Source organism: Halomonas urmiana (assembly GCF_005780185.1).
Classification (GTDB): Bacteria; Pseudomonadota; Gammaproteobacteria; order Pseudomonadales; family Halomonadaceae; genus Halomonas; species Halomonas urmiana.
Genome location: NZ_VBUI01000070.1, coordinates 1 through 1095, shown reverse-complemented (window position 1 = coordinate 1095; position 1095 = coordinate 1). Strand labels below are relative to the sequence as shown.

1 protein-coding gene is annotated in these 1095 nt (G+C 68.6%); it reads left to right on the top strand.

Annotation, left to right across the window (positions count from 1 at the left end; translation table 11 throughout):
• Positions 1 to 1095 (top strand): NAD(P)/FAD-dependent oxidoreductase (locus FEI13_RS18785; RefSeq protein ID WP_240036581.1); only part of this gene is annotated, 1095 nt, incomplete at both ends.

Sequence of the window (1095 nt, the reverse complement as noted above, 5' to 3'; positions counted from 1 at the left end):
ACAAGTCGAACGCGATTCCATGGATTTCGATGTGGTGATCGTCGGTGCCGGGCCTTCGGGCCTGTCGGCGGCGTGCCGGCTGATGCAGCAGGCCAATGAGGCCGGCCAGGAGCTCACCGTGTGCGTGGTGGAGAAGGGCTCCGAGGTGGGCGCCCACATCCTCTCCGGGGCCGTCTTCGAGCCCCGCGCCCTCAACGAGCTGTTCCCCGACTGGGAGGAGCGCGGCGCGCCGCTGACCACCCCCGCGACCCGCGACGAGCTCTACCTCCTCAAGGATGCCGAGAAGGCCCAGAAGCTGCCCAACGCCCTGGTGCCCAAGAGCATGCATAACACCGGCGGCCAGAACCACGCTGGAGAGTCCACCCGCTACGTGATCAGCGCCGGCAACCTGTGCCGCTGGCTGGGCGAGCAGGCCGAGGCGCTGGGCGTGGAGATCTTCCCCGGCTTCGCCGCCCAGGAGGTGATCGTCGAGGATGAGGGGGTCAAGGGGATCCTCGTCGGCGATATGGGCGTGGGCGCCGACGGTCAGCCCAAGGACGGCCACATGCCGGGGATGGAGCTGCGCGCCAAGTACACCCTGTTCGCCGAGGGCGCCCGTGGCCACCTGGGCAAGCGGCTGATCCGCGACTTCGAGCTCGATGCAGGCAAGGACCCTCAGCACTACGGCATCGGCCTGAAGGAGCTGTGGGACGTCCCCGCCGAGCAGCACGAGCCCGGGCTGGTGCTGCACGGCTCCGGCTGGCCACTGGACAAGCGCACCCACGGCGGCTGGTTCCTCTATCACGCCGAGAACCAGCAGGTGGTGGTCGGGCTGATCATGGACCTCTCCTACCAGAACCCCTGGCTCTCGCCCTTCGACGAGTTCCAGCGCATGAAGCACCATCCGGTGCTCAAGGCGCATCTCGAGGGCGGCAAGCGGGTGGCCTACGGGGCCCGGGCCATCGCCAAGGGCGGGCTCAACTGCCTGCCGAAGATGACCTTCCCCGGCGGCCTGCTGATCGGCTGCGACGCCGGCACCCTGAACTTCGCCAAGATCAAGGGCCTGCACACCGCCATGAAATCCGGGCTGGTGGCGGCCGAGGCGGTCTTCGAGGC